Consider the following 17,205-nt stretch of genomic DNA (forward strand, 5'->3'; position numbering starts at 1 on the left):
CCGGCGAAGGGGTGGCGTCCCGCGGCGATCCCGGCTACGCAGGTCCGACGATCCGGAGGATCAGATGGCGGCGAGCGTGCGGGCGATCTCAGGCGTCGGGGGCAAGGGCCCCGCCTGCTTCCTGGTGGAGGCGGACGGGCTGCGCCTGCTGCTCGATTGCGGCGCCGGGCCGGACGAGGGCATGCGGCCCGACCTGTCCGGGCTCGGCCGCATCGACGCCATCCTGCTCAGCCACGCCCATCCCGATCATGTCGACGCCCTGCCCGAGGCGGTGGAGCGGTTCGGCCCGCTGCCGGTCCATGCCACCCCGCCGGTGCTGGAAGCGCTGCCGCGGGACCTGGCGGTCGACCGCCGGCCGCTCGCCCTCGGCCGCAACACCCTGCCGGGCGGCCTCGTCGTCACCTGCGGCCGGTCCGGCCATGCCCCGGGCGGGGTGTGGCTGCATCTCGCGATCGGCGCCGGGCTGTTCTATGCCGGCGACATGGGCTTCGATTCCGTGGTCTTCGCGGTCGACCGCAGCCCGCCCTCCGCCCGCCTCGCCATCCTCGACGCCTCCTATGGCGACGACGACACACGGCATGAGGACCGGCTGGCCGCCTTCGCCCCGGTCTTCGCCGCCAAGCGGTCGCTGCTGCTGGCCCCGGCCGGCGGGCGCGGGCCGGAGATCGCGCTGGCCGCGGCGATGGCGCATGAGCAGCGGCCGGCGGTGTGCGACGCCAACCGCGACATGATCGACCGGCTGATCGCCGACCCGGCCTGGCTGCGCCCCGGCGCCGCCTCGATGCTGGAATCCCTGCGCCGCCGGATCGACCCGATCGAGAGCTTCGAGCCGCCGCCGCAGCGGCCGATCATCGCCGCCAAGCCGAACGCCACCGGGGGCGCCGCGAAGCCGTTGCTGGAGGGCTGGGGCGCCGCCGACGGCCCGGTGGTCGCCACCGGCTACATCGCCGCCGGCACCCCGGCGCGGCGGGCGGTGGAGGAGGGACGGGCGATCGCGCTGCGCTGGCCGGTGCATCCGCGCCTGTCGCAGAACGCCGAGCTGTCGCGGGCAGTCGGCGCGGAGATCGTGATCCCGGCCTTCGGCGACGCCCGCCACCGCGACGTCTGGGCCAAGGCCTTCGCCCCGGCCCGCATCGCCCCCGCCGATCTCGCGAATCCCGACACGGTGGAAATCTGACCGATGCCGCCCTTCCTGTTCCTCCGCCACGGCCAGAGCGCCGCCAACCATGAGCGGGTGATCGCCGGCGCCCTGGACAGCCCGCTGACCGATCTCGGCGAGGCCCAGGCGCGCGACGCCGCCGCCCTGCTGGCCGGCGCCGGCATCCGCCGCATCGTCGCCAGCCCGCTGCGGCGGGCGCTGCGGACCGCCGAGATCGTGGCCCAGGCGCTGGGCCTGCCGGTCACCACTGATGCCGGCCTGGTCGAGCGCCGCTGGGGCGCCTGGGAGGGCCGGCTGGTGGCCGACCGCCCGGACTATTTCATGGTCCCCGAGGGCGGCGAAAGCTGGGAGGGGTTCCGCGACCGGGCCTGGGTGGCGCTGGAGCCGCTGCTGGCGGCAGGGCCGTCGCCATTGCTGGTGGTGGCGCATGCCGGCATCATGCGGGTGCTGCGCGACCGGCTGGGCCTGGCGTTCGAGGCCAAGGGCGTCGGCAACGGGCTGCCGGTGCGTTTCGTCCCGCCGGACGGCCCGGGCGGGCCCTGGACGGCCGATCCGGTCACGAAACTGCAACCGGAACCTGCTAGCACCCAATCCATTGTCTAAAATACTTGGGATCGACGCACATGCTCCGCCGCCTTCTCCTCGCCGCTGCCGCGTCCGCCGCCCTGACCGTCACCCTCTCGACCGCGGCGTTGGCCGCGCCGGGGTCGCTGATGATCTACACCTCGACCCCGAACGAGGCGATGACGGCGCTGGTCGCCGAATTCAACAAGGCGCATCCGGAGGTGAAGGTCGAATTCTTCCGCTCCGGCACCACCGAGGTGCTGAACAAGCTGCAGGCCGAATTCGCCGCCGGCGCGCCGCAGCCGGACGTGGTGTTCATCGCCGATGCGGTGGCGATGCAGCAGTTGAAGGATGACAACCGGCTGCTGGCCTACACCGACGCGCCGCTGGCCGGCTTCCCCGACGGCTTCCCCGACGGCTTCGCCGATCCCGACAAGATGTTCTTCGGCACCAAGCTGATCCCGACCGGGATCGCCTGGAACACCAAGTCGGGTGTGCCGGCGCCAACCTCCTGGAAGGACCTGCTGGGCGCGTCCGCCAAGGACCAGGTGATCATGGCCAGCCCGCTCTATTCCGGCGCCGCGGTGATCCATGTCGGCACCGTGGCGGCGCAGTCCGGCCTGGGCTGGGACTATCTCGACAAGCTGGCGGCCAACGGTGCCGTGGCCGGCCAGGGCAACGGCACGGTGATGGACGCGGTCGCCACCGGCCAGAAGTCGTATGGCATCATCGTCGACTTCATGGCGCTGAACGCCAAGGCCAAGGGCTCGCCCGTCGATTTCGTCTACCCGGCCGACGGCGTGTCGGTGGTGACCGAGCCGGTGGCGATCCTGAAGACGGCGGACGACGTGGCCGACGCCAAGACCTTCGTCAACTGGCTGCTGTCGGATGACGGCCAGGCCTACATGGCCAAGCAGGGCTACATCCCCGGCAAACCGGGCGTCGCCCTGCCGCCGGGCCGTCCGGCGGCGTCGGCGCTGAAGCTGATGCCGGTCTCGAACGAGGTGCTGTCCAAAGGCGTGGACGAGAACAAGCGCAAGTTCTCCGACGCCTTCGGGGGGTGAGGGCGGCCTGACTGGCTCTTTCAGTTGTCATGCCACGGTTTGACCGTGGCATCCAGGGGCGGCCAGAGCGGCTCTTGGTGGCCCCTGGATTGCCCGGTCAAGCCGGGCAATGACAGCAAAGAGGCGTAGGCGTCGTCGCCCTGACGGGTTAAACGCGGAGGTTCCGAGATCGTCGATCGTAGTTCCAGCGCGCCCGTGACCGATTCCCTGGCAGCCACCTCCATAGAGTTCCGCCCCCGCCGCTGGGGCGACCCCGCCCTGGCGGCCGCGGCCGGGGCCTATGTCCTGCTGTTCTGCGCCCTGCCGCTGTTGCGCCTGTTTGCCGAGGGGCTGGCGCAGCCGGAGGCGGCGCTGACCATGCTCGGCGGCCGGGCGACGCTGCGGGCGCTGCAGAACACGCTGGTCGCCAGCCTCGGTTCCACCATCGTCTCGGTGCTGGTCGGCGGCGGCTTGGCGCTGGCGATCGGGCTGACCGATGTGCGCCGCCGCGGGCCGATGGCGCTGTTGTGCCTGCTGCCGATGCTGATCCCGCCGCAGATCGCGGCCCTGGCCTGGATCCGGCTGCTCGACGCCGGCACGCCGGCCCGCGCAATGCTCGACGCCGTCACCGGCCCGTGGCCGAACCATCCGCTCTATTCCGGCGGCGGCGTGATCTGGATCATGGGGCTGGAGCATGCGGCGCTGGTCTTCCTCGCCGTCACCGCCGCCATTCGAAGCCTGCCCTGCGACCTGGTCGAGGCCGCGCGCGCCGCCGGCGCCCGGGGACCCCGCATCCTGACCGGCATCCTGCTGCCGCTGCTGCGCCCGGCCTTCCTGGCCGGCGCCGCCCTGGCCTTCGTCTCGGCGATCGGCAATTTCGGCGTGCCCGCTTTGCTCGGCATCCCCGGCCGCTACAGCGTGCTGACCACCCTGATCTACCAGCGGCTCAGCGGCTTCGGCCCCTCGGTGCTGGGCGAGGTCGCGGCGCTGGCGCTGGTGCTGGCGATCCTGGCGGCGATCGGCCTCGGGCTGCAGCGCTGGGCGGCGCGGCGGGCACCGGTGCTGGTGCGCACCGGCCCGACCGGTCCGGTGCTGCCGCTCGGCCGCGCCTGGCCCTGGGTCGAGGCGGCGCTGTGGCTGATCCTCGCCGTGCTGGCGGTGGCGCCGCTGCTGGCCCTGCTGGCCTCGGCCCTGGTGCCGGCGCTGGGGGTGGATCTGACCTTCGCCACGGCCACCCTGGACCAGTTCGCCTATATCCTGTTCCAGCACGACGCGACCCAGCGCGCCTTCCTGAACAGCGCCATCCTGGCCGGGTCGGCGGCGCTGGCCACGGCGGCGGCCGGGCTGGTGCTGGCCTATTACGCCGAGGCGCGGCGCTGGCGGGCGATGCGCTGGCTCGACGCCGTCGCCGACCTGCCCTATGCGCTGCCCGGCGTCTTGACCGCGATCGCGGTGATCATGCTGCTGCTGCGGCCGCTGCCGTTGATCGGGGTCAGCCTGTACGGCACGCTGGGGATCATCCTGGTCGCCTATCTCGGGCGGTTCCTGGCCCTGGCGCTGCGCCCGATCGCGGCGGCGATCGCCCAGGCCGACCCGGCGCCGGAGGAAGCGGCGCGGATCGCCGGCGCCGGCGGGCCGCGCCGCCTGGCCGGCATCATGCTGCCGATGGTGGCGCCCGCGGTCGCCACCGCCGCCATCCTGGTGTTCCTGACCGCCTTCAACGAGCTGACGGTGTCGGCCCTGCTGTGGTCGCGCGGCAGCGAGACGGTCGGCGTCATCGTGTTCTCGCTGCAGGCCGAGGGGGCGTCGACCGCCGCCTCCGCCGTCGCGGTGCTGACCGTGATCGTCACGCTCGGCCTCGCCGGCCTCGCCAGCCTGTTCGCCCGCCGCCTGCCCAGGGGATCGCTGCCATGGCTGCCGTAGACATCACCGGAATCGGCAAGCGCTTCGGCGCGCGGATGGCGGTCGACGGCGTCGACCTCGCCGTGGCCGAAGGCGAGTTCCTGGCGCTGCTCGGCCCGTCCGGCTGCGGCAAGACCACCCTGCTGCGCCTGCTGGCCGGCTTCGACGCGCCGGACCGCGGCGTGATCCGCATCGGCGGCCGGACGGTGGCCGGGGCTGGGCCGGCGGTGCCGGCGGAGGAGCGCGGCATCGGCATGGTGTTCCAGTCCTACGCGCTGTGGCCGCACATGAATGTGCGGGAGAATGTCGACTATGCCCTGCGCATCCGCCGCCTGGCCGCGGCGGACCGCACCCACCGCACCGACCAGGCGCTGGCAGCGGTCGGCCTGTCCGACCGGGCCGAGGCGCGGCCCGACACCCTGTCTGGCGGCCAGCGCCAGCGCGTCGCTTTGGCCCGCTGCCTGGCGATGGCGCCGTCGCTGGTGCTGATGGACGAGCCGCTGGCCAATCTCGACGTGCATCTGCGCGATGCGCTGCAGGCGGAGTTCCGCCGGCTGCACCGCCAGCTCGGCGCCACCGTGGTCTACGTCACCCACGACCAGTCCGAGGCGATGGCGCTGGCCGACCGCATCGCGGTGATGGACCACGGCAGGCTGCAGCAGGTGGCGGCGCCGCGCCGCCTCTACGCCGAGCCGGCGACGGCCATGGTGGCGGATTTCGTCGGCCGCGGCATGGTGGTGCCGGTCGAATGGCGCGGCGGCGCCGGGACCGGCCTGTGCGCCGCCGAGTTGTGGGGCCATGCGGTGCGGCTGCGCAGCGGCCCGGGGGGGCGCACGCCGGCGCAAACCGCCTGCCTGCGGGCCGAGGGCCTGGCGCTCGATCCGGCGGCGGGCATCCCGGCCCGGCTCGACCGCGCGGTGTTCGAAGGCGCTGTCACCATCCTGCATTGCCGGCCGGATGCCGACCCCGACCGGGTGCTGCGCGTCGCCCATCGCGGCCCGCCGCCGGAGGAGGGGGCGCGGCTGCATCTCCGGGTCGAGGATGGCTGGCTGATGCCGGCGGTGTCAGGCGCCGGGGCGATGGCGGCGGAGTAGACCTCCGCCGCCAAGGTGAAAGTCGCCGAAGGCCGGTTACGGCGTGATCTCGCGCTCCAGCCGGGAGTCCCAGGGACACCAGTGGCAGCCCGGCAGGAAGGCGCCGCAGGCCTCGTCGATATGGTCTTCGACATAGACCATGTTCGCGTCGCAGACCTCGATCGCCTGAGAGAAGAAATCGATCGTGCTGGGATCGAGGTAGAAGCTGAATTTCGGATTGTACGGCGCCGTCCGTTTGACGATCCGCCCGTGAACGTGAATTTGTTCCGTTTCCTTGCCCGACAGGATATCACGGGCTTTCTGTATTTTTGTTTGGTCATCGAGCTGGATGATGAATTCATGTCCGGGGCTTGATGCTTGCACAAACACGAAGTAAGCAGGCATTTTTATCCTCCATTGTTATTTGATTTAAAAGGTAAATTTGACGATGAATCACACTCATAATGAAAGTAATTGTGTAATGATCGCGAGTCAATTGATGATTCTTGAATATAGAATGCAATTTTATGTAATATTTAATGATATTACCGAATGGCGGCATCGCGATCCACGAGCTCTTGGTGCGCAGATAGCGGCTTCGGCCGTTTCTTTCCGCTCCGACCGTCATTCCCGCGAAAGCGGGCTGGCGACGCGATCACCTGCTTGCCTTGCATCCGCAACCCGATTCCGGTTGAGCCCGGCGGTCCGATCGCCCACCCTGGCGGCCTCGACACACCGCTGCCCGGACAGGAGCCGATGCCGGACCCCGTGAAGACCTGGCTGGTGCACAAGCCGATCTCGGCGATCCGCTCCTTCCTCGAGATCGAGGCGGCGGGCGGCATCGTGCTGATGGTGGTCGCGGCCCTGGCCGTGGCCGCCGCCAACTCGCCGCTGGCCGGCGCCTACCAGCAGCTGCTGGACCTGCCGATCGGCCTGCACTTCGGCAGCCTCGGCCTCGAGAAGACCCTGCTGCACTGGGTCAATGACGGGCTGATGGCGGTGTTCTTCCTGCTGGTCGGGCTGGAGATCAAGCGCGAGATCGTGCAGGGCGAGCTGTCGTCGCGCGAGACGCTGATGCTGCCCGGCATCGCCGCGCTGGGCGGCGTCATCCTGCCGGCCATCATCTACGCCATCATCAACATCGGCGACCCCACGGCGCTGCGCGGCTGGGCGATCCCGGCCGCCACCGACATCGCCTTCGCGCTGGGCGTGCTGTCGCTGCTCGGCAGCCGGGTGCCGGTGTCGCTCAAGGTCTTCCTCACCGCGCTCGCGATCATCGACGACGTCGCCGCGGTGGTGATCATCGCCCTGTTCTACACCGGCGAGATCTCGCTGCCCTACCTGGCCTGGGCGGCCGGCGGCGTGGCCGTGCTGTGCGTCTTCAACTGGCTGCGGGTGCAGGCGGTGTGGGCCTATCTCGTGGTCGGCGCCGTGGTCTGGCTGTTCGTGCTGAAATCCGGCCTGCACGCCACCCTGGCCGGGGTGGTGCTGGCCTTCCTGGTGCCGCTCGACCGCACCGCGGAGGATGAGGACGAGCCACCGCTGCTGCGGCTGGAGCACAGCCTGCACGACGTCGTCGCCTTCCTGGTGGTGCCGATCTTCGGCTTCGCCAATGCCGGCGTCTCCTTCGCCGGGGCCACCCTGGGCAGCCTGCTGGAGCCGGTGCCGCTGGGCATCGCCGCCGGGCTGGTGGTGGGCAAGTCGCTCGGCGTCGGCGTCACCGCCTGGGCGGCGATCCGGCTGGGCTTCGCCGCGGTGCCGGCGGGGGCGACCACCGCCCATCTCGCCGGCGTCTCGGTGCTGGCCGGCATCGGTTTCACCATGAGTCTGTTCATCGGCGCCCTGGCCTTCGACGACCCGGGGCTGCAGACCGCGACCAAGCTGGGCGTGCTGGCGGGGTCGCTGATCGCGGCGGCGCTGGGCAGCGCCCTGCTGCTCGCGGTCAGCCCGCCGCGGCCGGTTTCGACCCGGGCGTGACCGCGGCGCTGGCCGGCGGGGCGTAGACCCGGATCACCTTCGGCAGCACCCGGAACCGCGCCGGGGTCTGGGTGGTGACCTCGCCGTCGGTGTTGACGTCGCGCGGCCGGCGGGTGCGGACCAGCACCTCGCGGCAGCGGAAGGCCTGGACCTCGTCCCATTTGCCGTGCCGTCCGGCGCGGAACGAGGGGTACATCGCCGCCAGCCACATCCAGTGGTCGACCTCGATCGAATAGACGTCGAGCATGCCGTCATCGGGCGCGGCATCCTCGGAAATGGTCATGCCGCCGCCGTAGTAGCGGCCATTGCCGACCGCGATCTGGATGGTCTTGCCGCGGATGACGCGGCCGTCGACCTCGATCTCGGCGGTGAACCGCTCCAGCCGCCGCGCCAGCCGCAGCGCCGCCAGGGCATAGCCGAAGCGGCCCCAGCGCTTCTTGGTGCCGCCGTCCAGCGACTTGGCCAGGTCCACGCTCATGCCCAGGCTGGCGACGTTGAAGAACGGGCGGCCATTGACCTCGCCCAGGTCGATGCTGCGCAGCCAGCCATCGACGATGACCTGCGCCGCCGCCACCGGGTCGGCCGGCAGGTTCAGGGTCCGGGCCAGGTCGTTGGCGGTTCCCAGCGGCAGCACGCCCAGCGGCAGCCCGGTCTCCATCAGCGCCGCCGCGGCGTGGTTCAGGGTGCCGTCGCCGCCACCGACGATGACGCAGTCGACCGCCGCGGCGTGGCGCCGGATCAGGGTGTCGACATCCTCGTGGATCGGCCGCACCGGCTCGATCCCGCCATCGGTCAGGGTCTTGATCACCGCGTCGAGGCCGGTCCCGGCCCGGCTGGCCTTGGGATTGACCAGGAACAGCGCGCGGCGTGCGATCATCGCATCGCGGCGATGGCCGCGTGCGCCAAGGGGGTGCCGGCCAGCTCGTCAATGATCGGACAGGATGGGTCACGGTCGCCGGGGCATTGATGGACCAGCTTGCCCAGGCTCTCGCGCAGGGCCTCCAGCTCGCGGATCTTGTCGTCGATCTCGACGATGCGGGTCGATGCCAGGTGCTTGACCTCGGACGAGCAGCGCGTGGGGTCCTCGTACAGCGTCAGCAGCGACCGGCACTGTTCGATGGTGAAGCCGAACTCACGCGACCGGCGCAGGAAGCGCAGCACCTCCAGCGCGTGGGCGCCGTAGTCGCGGTAGTTGTTGTCGCGCCGGTCCGGGTGGACCAGCCCGATCTCCTCGTAATAGCGGATGGTCTTGGCCGGCAGGCCCGAGCGCCGCGCCGCTTCGCCGATGTTCATGGCCCTCGTCTCCCTCGCCGGTGCAGTGGACCAAATCCGATGCCCGGTGCGCAAGCTCCGATACGGTCCAGGCCCATCACGCCCGCGGCCGCCAGCGCCGCAGCAGCAGCGCGTTGGCGACGACGCTGATGCTGCTCAGCGCCATCGCGGCGCCGGCCAGCGCCGGGTTCAGCAGGCCCAGCGCCGCCAGCGGCAGCCCGATCACGTTGTAGGCGAAGGCCCAGAACAGGTTCTGCCGCACCTTGTTCCAGGTCGCCCGGCTGATCGCCAGGGCGTCGGCCACCAGGCGCGGGTCCGGGCGCATCAGCGTGATCGCCGCCGCCGCCATCGCCACATCGGTGCCGCCGCCCATGGCGATGCCCAGATCGGCCTCGGCCAGGGCCGGGGCGTCGTTGATGCCGTCGCCGACCATCGCCACCCGGGCGCCGCCGCGGCGCAGCCGGGCGATGGTGGCGACCTTGTCCTCCGGCCGCACCGGCGCCTCGACCTCGGTGACGCCGATCCGGGCGGCGACGCTGTCGGCCACGGCGCGGGCGTCGCCGCTCAGCATCCGGGTAGCGATGCCCAGGGCGGTCAGCCGTGCCACCGCCTCGGCCGCGCCGGCACGCACCGGGTCGGCGACGGCGATGGCGCCGCGCACCTCGCCGGCGATCGCCACCAGCATGACGGTGCGGCCGGCGGCCTCGCGCTCGGCCAGCGCCTGCGCCAGGGCCTCGGGCAGGGCGGCGCCGCTCTCCTGCATCAGCGCGGCATTGCCGATGATGACGCTCCGGCCGCCGACGGTGCCGGACACGCCGCGGCCGGGCCGGGCGGTGATGCCGGTCGCGGCCGGGACGGTGACGCCCTGCCGCATGGCCTCGGCCTCCACGGCGCGGGCCAGCGGGTGCTCGCTGCCGGCCTGCACCGCGGCGGCCAGGGCCAGCACCGACGTCTCATCACCGCCGGGGGCGACGATGTCGGTCACCGCGGGCCGGCCCTCGGTCAGGGTGCCGGTCTTGTCGAACACCACGGTGTCGATGCGCGGCGCCCGCTCGATGGTCTCGATGTCGCGGATCAGGATGCCGGCGCGGGCGGCGGCGCCGGTGCCGGTGACGATGGCGGCCGGCGTCGCCAGGCCCATGGCGCAGGGGCAGGCGATCACCAGCACCGCCACCGCGGCGCCCAGCGCCTGGTCGATGCCGCCGCCCGCCAGCAGCCAGCCGGCGAAGGTGGCGACGGCGAGGACCAGCACGATCGGCACGAACACGGCGCTGACCCGGTCGACCAGCTTCTGGATCGGCGCCTTGCCCGACTGTGCCGCCTCGACCAGCCGGACGATGCGGGCGATGGTCGAATCCTCGCCCACCGCCGTCGCCGCCAGGGTCAGGGCGCCGGTGCCGTTCAGCGCGCCGGCGGCGACCGTGTCGCCGGGGCGCTTGGCCACCGGCAGGCTTTCGCCGGTCACCAGGGATTCGTCGGCCTCGCTCTCGCCGGCCTCGACCGTGGCGTCGACCGGGAAGCGCTCGCCGGGGCGGACCAGGATGCGGTCGCCGGGGCGCAGCTCATCGACCGGCCGCTCCACGGGGCCGTCCGCGGTCAGCACCCGCGCGGTCTCGGGGCGCAGCGCCATCAGCGCGCGCAGGGCGGCGCTGGCGCCGCGCTTGGCCCGCGCCTCCAGCCGCTTGCCCAGCAGCACCAGGGTGATCACCACCGCCGAGGCTTCGAAGTACAGCTGGCCCATCGCCATGTCGCCATGCAGCGCCACCTGCACCGCGCTGAAGCCCCAGGCGGCGCTGGTGCCCAGGGCGACCAGCACGTCCATGCCGGGGCTGCGGTGGCGCAGCGAGGCCCAGGCGCCGCGGTAGAAGCGGGCGCCGGCCCAGAACTGCACCGGGGTCGCCAGCGCCAGCTCGGTCCACGGCGTCAGGTGCCAGGCCAGGCCCAGCGCCATCGCCGTCATGTTCAGGACCAGGGGCAGGGTCAGCAGCACCGCCGCGGCCAGGGTCGCGGTCTCGATCCAGGGCCGGCCCTCGGCCTCCTCACCGGGGGCAGCCGCGGGGCGCACGTCGTAGCCGGCGTCGCGCACCGCCTCGGCCAGTGCTATGCGGTCCGGCCCGTCCGGGGCCAGGGCGATGTCGGCCCGCTCCAGCGCCAGGTTGACGCTGGCCTTCAGCACGCCGGGCGTGCGGGACAGGGCGCGTTCGACACGGCCGGCGCAGGCCGCGCAAGTCATGCCGGTGATGTCCAGTCGGACGGAGGCTGTGGTGCTCATGGAGGGGAGATGGGGATTCCAGCAACTGGAAGGTCAAGCCCCCATCAGGTCCCTGCCATGCGGCAGGGGCAGCCTCGGCTACGGCAGCTCTTCGCCATCCTCCAGCACCCGCTGGGTCAGGACGACGGACGGGATGGTCGGTGTCATCGCCCTGACCTTGTCGCGGGCCAGCCGCCAGCCGACCGCCAGCACGATGGCGATCACCGGCAGCGACGAGATGGTCAGCGTCCCTACGGGATAGTCGAAGGCCATCAGCACCAGCACGCCGAACAGGAAGGCCAGGGTGATCCAGGTGCTGGCCGGGGCGGCCGGCATGCGGAACGCCGCCCGCTCGGCCTCGCCCCGCGCCACTGCCCGGCGCAGCATCAGCTGGCACACCAGGATGAAGGCCCAGGTGCTGACGATGCCGAGCGAGGCGATGTTCAGCACGATCTCGAACACCTGCGACGGCACCAGGTAGTTCAGCACCACGCCGATGCAGTAGATCGCGACCGTCACCAGGATGCCGCCATAGGGCACCTTGTGGGCGTTCATCTTGCCGACGAATTCGGGGGCCGACCCGCCCATCGCCATCGACCGCAGCACCCGACCGGTGGAGTAGAGGCCGGAGTTCAGGCTGGACAGCGCGGCGGTCAGCACCACGATGTTCATGATGGTGCCGATGCCCGGCACGCCCAGCGCGGTGAAGAAGGTGACGAAGGGGCTCTCGCCGGCCTTGTAGGCGGTCCAGGGCAGCAGCAGCACCAAGAGGGCGACCGAGCCGACATAGAACAGCGCGATGCGCCAGATCACGCTGTTGATCGCCCGCGGCAGGATCTTGCGCGCGTCCTCGGTCTCGCCCGCGGCAGTGCCGATCAGCTCGATCCCGGCATAGGCGAAGACCACGCCCTGGACGATGATGACGGCGGGCAGCAGCCCGTGCGGGAAGATGCCGCCATTGGCGGACACCAGCTGCAGCCCGGTGGCATGGCCGGCGACCTCGGTGCCGCCGCCCAGGATGACGACGCCGATGATCAGGAACAGCGCCAGCGCCGCGACCTTGACCAGCGAGAACCAGAACTCCATCTCGCCGAACCACTTCACCCCGACCAGGTTCATCACCGTGATCAGGCCGATGGCGACCAGCGCGAACAGCCATTGCGGCACGTCGGAGAACATCGACCAGTACTGCATGTACAGGGCCGCGGCGGTGGTATCGACGATGCCGGTCATCGCCCAGTTCAGGAAGAACATCCAGCCGGCGACGAAGGCGGCGCGCTCGCCCAGGAACTCGCGGGTGTAGGACACGAAGCTGCCGGAGGTCGGGCGGTGCATCACCAGCTCGCCCAGCGCCCGCAGAATCAGGAAGGAAAAGAAACCGCAGACCAGGTAGACCAGGGCCAGGGCCGGCCCCGCGATCTGCAGCCGCCCGCCGGCGCCCAGGAAAAGCCCGGTGCCGATGGCGCCGCCGATGGCGATCATCTGCACCTGCCGGGACTTCAGTCCCTTGTGGTAGCCCTCCTCATGGGATTCGAGCCAGGCCTGCTTGGTGGTCGAGGCCGCGGAATTGACGGCATAGGCCGCCGGGACGGTTGTTTCGGTCACCTTGTCTTCCGCTCCGCTTCTTGCTTGTTCCAGGTTTGGCCGGGAAGTCTGGAACGCTAGGCCGCCACGGAAGGTATCGTCAACGCATCGCATAGGATTGCATGACAGTCCGGCGACGATAGTCTTGTCGCCGGACTGCCATGGGTCGCCGAATCCTGGCGCCTATCCCGCGGCGCCGCTGCGCACGCCATAGCGGGCGGCCGGGGCCTGGCGCGACAGGTTCGGCTTCAGCGCCAGGCGGGCGGCGTCGTAGGCCTGCCAGTCGGCCAGCTCCGGCAGCGCCGGGATGGTGACCAGCTCGCCCTGGTCGAGGCCGGCCAGCGCCGCGTCGACCATGGCCTCGGCCGGCATCACGATCTCACCCGGCAGATGCTCCAGCGGCACCCCGGCGATGCCCCAGAACTCGGTGGCCGTGGCGCCGGGCAGCACCGCCTGGACCCGCACCTGCTTGTCGGCCAGCTCGTGGTGCAGGGACTGGCTGAAGGCCAGGACGAAGGCCTTGGTGCCGGAATAGACGCCGTTCAGGATCTCCGGCGAGACCGCGGCGATCGAGGAGATGTTGATGATCGTGCCGCCGCCGCGGGCGACCAGCCCTGGGGCCAGGGCATGGACCAGCCGGGTTGGCGCGGTGACGTTGATGGCGATCATCTCGACCATCCGGCCGATGTCCGACGCCAGCAGCGGCGCGGTCGCGCCGAAGCCGGCATTGTTGACCAGCGTGGTGATGCTGGCGTCCTCGCGCAGCAGCGCCTCGACCCGCGCCAGGCCGGCGGCGTCGCCGAGATCGGCGGCGACGGTGCGGACCGTCCGGCCGGTCTGGTCCCGGAGGCGCTGCGCCAGGGCGTCGAGGCGCTCCTGGTTGCGTGCGACCAGGATCAGGTCGTGGCCGCGGCGCGCCAGCCGGTCGGCATAGATCGCGCCGATGCCCGATGATGCGCCGGTGATCAGCGCCGTGCCCTTGTCCGCGATGGTGGTCATGATGTCGGTTCCCTCTCGGTGCCCGCCGCAGCAGGCGAATGCGATGGCCTAGAGGTGTGGCTGATGGCGCCCGACCGGAATGTCATATATACAACGTTTTGGGACATGCCTCCGGAGAGCGTCATGCACAGCGTCGGCTTCGTCGTCTTCCCCGACTTCCAGGTGATGAGCTTCAGCGCCATCACGGTGTTCGAGATGGCGAACCTGTCGTCCGAGGCGCCGGTCTACAGCATCCGCCTGCTGTCGGAGCATGGCGGGCCGGTGCGGGCCTCGGCCGGCTTCAGCGTCGACACCGAGGCCTTCGGCACGGCCGAATTCGACACCGTCATGATCGGCGCCGGCACCATTGTCGAGCCGTCGACGCCGCGGCTGCTGGACTTCGTGCAGCGGTCGCTGGGAACGTCGCGGCGGCTGGCGGCGCCCTGCACCGGCGCCTTCGTGCTGGCCGAGGCCGGCATCCTCGACGGCCGCCGCGCCACCACCCACTGGGCCTTCGCCCGCGACCTCCAGGCCCGCTTCCCCAAGGTGAAGGTCGAGGAGGACCGCATCTTCATCAGCGACGGGTCGGTGTGGACCTCGGCGGGCATGACCGCCGGCGTCGACCTGGCCCTCGCCCTGGTGGAGCGGGACCTGGGGCCGGAGATGGCGCGCTCGATCGCCCGCAAGCTGGTGGTCTACCACCGCCGCGCCGGCGGCCAGTCGCAGTTCTCGGCGCTTTTGGAGCTGGAACCGAAATCGGACCGGGTGCAGCGCGCCCTCGACCATGCCCGGCGCAACCTGCGCAGCGTCCTGTCGGTGAAGGATCTGGCCCAGGCGGCCCATCTCAGCCCGCGCCAGTTCAGCCGCGCCTTCCGGGCGGAGACCGGGCAGTCCCCGGCCAAGGCGATCGAGAACCTGCGGGTCGAAGCCGCGCGGGTGATGATGGAGCAGGGTCGCCATTCGATGGATGTGATCGCGGCCGAGACCGGCTTCGCCGACCGCGAACGGATGCGCCGCGCCTTCCTGCGCGCCTTCGGCCAGCCGCCCCAGGCGGTGCGCCGCGCCGCGCGGGTGGCGGCCTAGGGCCGGGGGGCCTCGACCGAACCCGCGATCCAGCGGCGGAACCGCACCACCTGGGGGCGACGCCAGCGCGCCGGGGTCGACACCAACCAGAAGCCCAGCCCGGCGTCGATGGTGCCGGGGAAGGGGCGGACCAGGCGGCCGGCCTGCAGCGCGTCCTCCACCACCAGCGGCCAGCCCAGCCACAGCCCGTGCCCGGCCAAGGCGGCCTCGACCGCCAGCGAGGCGTCGGGGAAGCGCCGGCGGGGATGGTCGGCCAGCGCCGCCGGGCCGCCGGCCGCGAACCAGTCGTCCCAGCCGAACAGGCTCTGCTCATCCTCGATCAGCGGCACCCTGGCCGTGTGGAAGGGGTCGAGCAGGTCGGCGGCGATCGCCGGGGCGCAGACCGGCACCAGCGGCTGCGGCGCCACCGGCTCGGCCCGCAGGCCGGGCCAGCGGCCGCGGCCGAAGCGGATGCCGAGGTCGACATCCTCGCGGTCGAACTCGACCAGCCGGCTGGTGGTGACCAGCCGGACCTCCAGATCCGGATGCTGCGCCGCCAGCCCGACCAGCCGCGGCACCAGCCATTTGGCGGCGAAGGCCAGGCCGCAGGTGACGGTCACGGTGCTGCGGTCCTGCGCCGTGGTCTCCGCCACCGCCGCGGCGATGCGCTGGAAGGCGTCGCCCAGCGCCGGCAGCAGCCGCCGGCCGGCGGCGGTCGGCACCAGGCCGCGCTCGCCGCGGTCGAACAGGGCGACGCCCAGCTGCGCCTCCAGCCCGCGCAGCCGGTGGCTGATCGCGCTCGGCGTCACGCCCAGCGCCTCGGCGGCGCGGGACAGCGAGCCGAGGCGCCCCACGGCCTCGGCCGCCTGCAGCGCGTTGAGCGAGGGCTGGGTCATGCTTGTGAGATTATCTCAATAGCAGTTGAGGAGATCTCCCTAGGGCGATCGGCCGATCCAGGGGATCATGGCTTCGACACCTGAAGCAACCTCAATTCCCCGGGCCACCATGACCGCCTCGCGCCGCACCATGCCGTTCCATCTGGTCGATGTCTTCGCCGACCAACCGCTGTCGGGCAACCCGCTCGCCTTGGTGCCGGAGGCCGATGCGCTGGACGAGGCGGCGATGCGCCGGATCGCCCGCGAGTTCAACCAGTCCGAGACCACCTTCCTGCTGGCGCCGACGGCATCCGGCGCGGATTGGCGGCTGCGCTCCTTCACCCCGACGGGCGACGAGGTGGTCGGCGCCGGCCACAATTCGCTCGGCGCGTGGTGGTGGCTGGCGGAATCGGGTCGGCTCGGCCCGCTCGGCGACGGGCTGGCGCTGCACCAGCAGCTCGGCGGTCGGGTGCTGCCGGTCGCGGTGCGGGCGGAAGGCGGGGTGCTCGCCACCATCGGCCTGACCCAGGCGGCGCCCCAGGCGCTGGCGGAGCATCCCGACCTTGCGGCGCTGGCGGCGGCGCTCGGCCTCGGCGACGGCGACCAGCTGCTGGGGGCGCGGGTGGTCTCGACCGGGGCGTCGCATCTGCTGGTGCAGGCCTGCGACCGCGCCGCCGTCGCCGCCGCCCGGCCCGACGCCGCCCGGTTGCTGGCCGCCCTCCGCCTGGTCGTGGCCCAGGGCTGCTACCTCTACAGCCTCGACCCGATCGACCCGGCGGCCGCGGCCCAGGCCCGCTTCTTCAACCCGACCGTCGGCATCACCGAGGACCCCGCGACCGGCAGCGCCGCCGGCCCCCTGGCCTGGCACCTCGCCCAGCGCGGCCTGGCGCCGGCGGTCGGCGAGGTCACCATCGAACAGGGCCACGCGCTCGGCCGTCCCAGCCGGATCACGGTCCGGCTGGGACCCGAGGGCGTGCAAGTGCACGGACGCTGCGTCACCGTCGCCGACGGCACGCTGCGGCTCTGAGACTCCATCACCAGCGAAAAGGATCGAGACCATGATCGGAGAGCGCATCTTCACCGGATCGCCCTATGAGGATAAGGCGGCCTATGCCCGCGCCGTGGTGGTCGACGGCTGGGTCCTGGTGTCCGGCACCACCGGCTTCGACGCGGCGGCCTTCACCTTCCCGGAGGATGTCGAAACCCAGTGCGAGAACTGCTTCCGCAACATCGCCTGGGCGCTCGGCCAGGCCGGGGCGGGGCTGGAGGACCTGGTGCGGGTGGTGATCTACGTCGCCAGCCAGGCGGAGTTCGAGCGCATCCTGCCGATCATCCGCCGCAACTGCGAGGCCGCCCGGCCGGCCAACACCACGATCTTCGCCCAGATGGTGCAGCCGCACATGCGGGTCGAGATCGAGGCGACGGCCCGGCTGCCGAAGCCGGCAGCAGGCTGAGCCCGCAGCCG

General features: G+C 71.8%; 16 protein-coding genes. 9 read left to right on the top strand and 7 right to left on the bottom strand.

The window, feature by feature from the left end; genetic code table 11:
* The first annotated feature begins 64 nt into the window (after positions 1-64).
* The 5 genes from AB4112_RS01720 (at position 65) to AB4112_RS01740 (ending at position 5,762) form a co-directional block, all read left to right on the top strand.
* Entirely contained in the window at positions 65-1,177 is a 1,113-nt protein-coding gene (locus AB4112_RS01720; RefSeq protein ID WP_309800390.1) for an MBL fold metallo-hydrolase, read from the top strand.
* A gap of 3 nt (positions 1,178-1,180) precedes the next feature.
* The gene (locus tag AB4112_RS01725) at positions 1,181-1,762 is read left to right on the top strand and encodes a histidine phosphatase family protein (RefSeq protein ID WP_441716788.1); all 582 of its coding nucleotides are present in this window, start codon (positions 1,181-1,183) and stop codon (positions 1,760-1,762) included.
* Between the two features lie 20 nt (positions 1,763-1,782).
* Positions 1,783-2,787, top strand: coding sequence for an ABC transporter substrate-binding protein (locus tag AB4112_RS01730; protein ID WP_441716789.1), 1,005 nt, complete (start codon positions 1,783-1,785; stop codon positions 2,785-2,787).
* Positions 2,788-2,982: 195 nt separating this feature from the next.
* Positions 2,983-4,689, top strand: coding sequence for an ABC transporter permease (locus tag AB4112_RS01735; RefSeq protein WP_441716791.1), 1,707 nt, complete (start codon positions 2,983-2,985; stop codon positions 4,687-4,689).
* Positions 4,677-5,762, top strand: coding sequence for an ABC transporter ATP-binding protein (locus tag AB4112_RS01740; protein WP_441716792.1), 1,086 nt, complete (start codon positions 4,677-4,679; stop codon positions 5,760-5,762). Before AB4112_RS01735 ends, AB4112_RS01740 begins: the two co-directional genes overlap by 13 nt.
* A gap of 36 nt (positions 5,763-5,798) precedes the next feature.
* Here AB4112_RS01740 and AB4112_RS01745 read toward each other — a convergent pair whose 3' ends face one another.
* A complete protein-coding gene (locus AB4112_RS01745; RefSeq protein ID WP_441716794.1) occupies positions 5,799-6,146 on the bottom strand; it encodes a BP74-related protein in 348 nt (115 codons plus the stop codon).
* 351 nt (positions 6,147-6,497) lie between these two features.
* On the opposite strand from AB4112_RS01745, the gene nhaA reads away from it, so the two are divergent.
* On the top strand, positions 6,498-7,718 hold the full coding sequence (gene nhaA / locus AB4112_RS01750; protein ID WP_309800401.1) for a Na+/H+ antiporter NhaA: 1,221 nt from the start codon (positions 6,498-6,500) through the stop codon (positions 7,716-7,718).
* Here the strand turns inward: nhaA and AB4112_RS01755 are convergent.
* The 5 genes from AB4112_RS01755 to AB4112_RS01775 form a co-directional block, all read right to left on the bottom strand.
* Positions 7,684-8,595, bottom strand: coding sequence for a lipid kinase (locus tag AB4112_RS01755; protein ID WP_309800405.1), 912 nt, complete (start codon positions 8,593-8,595; stop codon positions 7,684-7,686). The genes nhaA and AB4112_RS01755 overlap by 35 nt on opposite strands.
* Positions 8,592-9,011: a Cu(I)-responsive transcriptional regulator gene (gene cueR, locus AB4112_RS01760; protein ID WP_309800407.1), complete on the bottom strand. Its 420-nt coding sequence runs from the start codon at positions 9,009-9,011 to the stop codon at positions 8,592-8,594. Before cueR ends, AB4112_RS01755 begins: the two co-directional genes overlap by 4 nt.
* Before the next feature lie 76 nt (positions 9,012-9,087).
* Complete coding sequence (locus tag AB4112_RS01765) at positions 9,088-11,262, bottom strand: heavy metal translocating P-type ATPase (RefSeq protein WP_441716797.1); 2,175 nt, start codon at positions 11,260-11,262, stop codon at positions 9,088-9,090.
* A 78-nt stretch (positions 11,263-11,340) separates the two neighbouring features.
* Positions 11,341-12,846, bottom strand: a complete 1,506-nt coding sequence (locus AB4112_RS01770) for an amino acid permease (RefSeq protein WP_441716799.1) — start codon at positions 12,844-12,846, stop codon at positions 11,341-11,343.
* Positions 12,847-13,008: 162 nt separating this feature from the next.
* Positions 13,009-13,824, bottom strand: a complete 816-nt coding sequence (locus AB4112_RS01775; protein WP_441716801.1) for an SDR family NAD(P)-dependent oxidoreductase — start codon at positions 13,822-13,824, stop codon at positions 13,009-13,011.
* 123 nt (positions 13,825-13,947) lie between these two features.
* Here AB4112_RS01775 and AB4112_RS01780 point away from each other — a divergent pair, with 123 nt between their 5' ends.
* Positions 13,948-14,886 carry a GlxA family transcriptional regulator gene (locus AB4112_RS01780; RefSeq protein WP_441716803.1) on the top strand — a complete coding sequence of 313 codons (939 nt, stop codon included), beginning with the start codon at positions 13,948-13,950 and terminating at the stop codon, positions 14,884-14,886.
* On the opposite strand, the gene AB4112_RS01785 is transcribed toward AB4112_RS01780, so the two are convergent.
* Complete coding sequence (locus AB4112_RS01785; protein WP_441716805.1) at positions 14,883-15,761, bottom strand: LysR substrate-binding domain-containing protein; 879 nt, start codon at positions 15,759-15,761, stop codon at positions 14,883-14,885. The genes AB4112_RS01780 and AB4112_RS01785 overlap by 4 nt on opposite strands.
* A 109-nt stretch (positions 15,762-15,870) precedes the next feature.
* Between AB4112_RS01785 and AB4112_RS01790 the strand changes: the two genes are divergently transcribed.
* Positions 15,871-16,767, top strand: a complete 897-nt coding sequence (locus tag AB4112_RS01790) for a PhzF family phenazine biosynthesis protein (protein WP_441716807.1) — start codon at positions 15,871-15,873, stop codon at positions 16,765-16,767.
* Positions 16,768-16,798: 31 nt separating this feature from the next.
* Positions 16,799-17,194 carry a RidA family protein gene (locus AB4112_RS01795; RefSeq protein WP_309800419.1) on the top strand — a complete coding sequence of 132 codons (396 nt, stop codon included), beginning with the start codon at positions 16,799-16,801 and terminating at the stop codon, positions 17,192-17,194.
* Positions 17,195-17,205: the final 11 nt, after the last annotated feature.

It is taken from the genome of Inquilinus sp. 2KB_23, assembly GCF_052115705.1.
Lineage (GTDB): Bacteria > Pseudomonadota > Alphaproteobacteria > DSM-16000 > Inquilinaceae > Inquilinus > Inquilinus ginsengisoli_A.

Coding starts and splice junctions, on each gene's coding strand:
- AB4112_RS01795 (WP_309800419.1), top strand. CDS start 16,799: ATGATCGGAGAGCGCATCTTCACCGGATCGCCCTATGAGGATAAGGCG.
- AB4112_RS01730 (WP_441716789.1), top strand. CDS start 1,783: ATGCTCCGCCGCCTTCTCCTCGCCGCTGCCGCGTCCGCCGCCCTGACC.
- AB4112_RS01725 (WP_441716788.1), top strand. CDS start 1,181: ATGCCGCCCTTCCTGTTCCTCCGCCACGGCCAGAGCGCCGCCAACCAT.
- AB4112_RS01765 (WP_441716797.1), bottom strand. CDS start 11,262: ATGAGCACCACAGCCTCCGTCCGACTGGACATCACCGGCATGACTTGC.
- cueR (WP_309800407.1), bottom strand. CDS start 9,011: ATGAACATCGGCGAAGCGGCGCGGCGCTCGGGCCTGCCGGCCAAGACC.
- AB4112_RS01780 (WP_441716803.1), top strand. CDS start 13,948: ATGCACAGCGTCGGCTTCGTCGTCTTCCCCGACTTCCAGGTGATGAGC.
- AB4112_RS01740 (WP_441716792.1), top strand. CDS start 4,677: ATGGCTGCCGTAGACATCACCGGAATCGGCAAGCGCTTCGGCGCGCGG.
- nhaA (WP_309800401.1), top strand. CDS start 6,498: ATGCCGGACCCCGTGAAGACCTGGCTGGTGCACAAGCCGATCTCGGCG.
- AB4112_RS01755 (WP_309800405.1), bottom strand. CDS start 8,595: ATGATCGCACGCCGCGCGCTGTTCCTGGTCAATCCCAAGGCCAGCCGG.
- AB4112_RS01785 (WP_441716805.1), bottom strand. CDS start 15,761: ATGACCCAGCCCTCGCTCAACGCGCTGCAGGCGGCCGAGGCCGTGGGG.
- AB4112_RS01745 (WP_441716794.1), bottom strand. CDS start 6,146: ATGCCTGCTTACTTCGTGTTTGTGCAAGCATCAAGCCCCGGACATGAA.
- AB4112_RS01790 (WP_441716807.1), top strand. CDS start 15,871: ATGACCGCCTCGCGCCGCACCATGCCGTTCCATCTGGTCGATGTCTTC.
- AB4112_RS01720 (WP_309800390.1), top strand. CDS start 65: ATGGCGGCGAGCGTGCGGGCGATCTCAGGCGTCGGGGGCAAGGGCCCC.
- AB4112_RS01775 (WP_441716801.1), bottom strand. CDS start 13,824: ATGACCACCATCGCGGACAAGGGCACGGCGCTGATCACCGGCGCATCA.